The 229-nt window shown below is 68.6% G+C and carries 1 protein-coding gene; it reads right to left on the minus strand.

The window, feature by feature from the left end; translation table 11 throughout:
- On the minus strand, positions 1-229 hold a 229-nt coding region (locus LD028_RS09705; RefSeq protein ID WP_237811696.1), incomplete at both ends, for a hypothetical protein.

A 229-nucleotide genomic window follows, 5' to 3' on the forward strand; every position in this document is an offset into this window, starting at 1 on the left:
TCTCGCGGGCGGTCACGCGCTCCACCTGGCCGTCGTGCTTCGCCACGATCGCCACGCCGGAGTCCTGTGCCGCCTTGTGCTCCATCCCGGTGCCGACAAACGGCGCCTGCGGCACGAGCAGCGGAACGGCCTGCCGCTGCATGTTGGAACCCATCAGCGCGCGGTTGGCGTCGTCGTTTTCCAGGAACGGAATCAGCGCCGTCGCCACCGATACGACCTGCTTCGGCGA

It is taken from the genome of Anoxybacillus sp. LAT27, from assembly GCF_022030075.1.
In the GTDB taxonomy this organism is placed as follows: domain Bacteria; phylum Bacillota; class Bacilli; order Bacillales; family Anoxybacillaceae; genus Anoxybacillus; species Anoxybacillus kestanbolensis.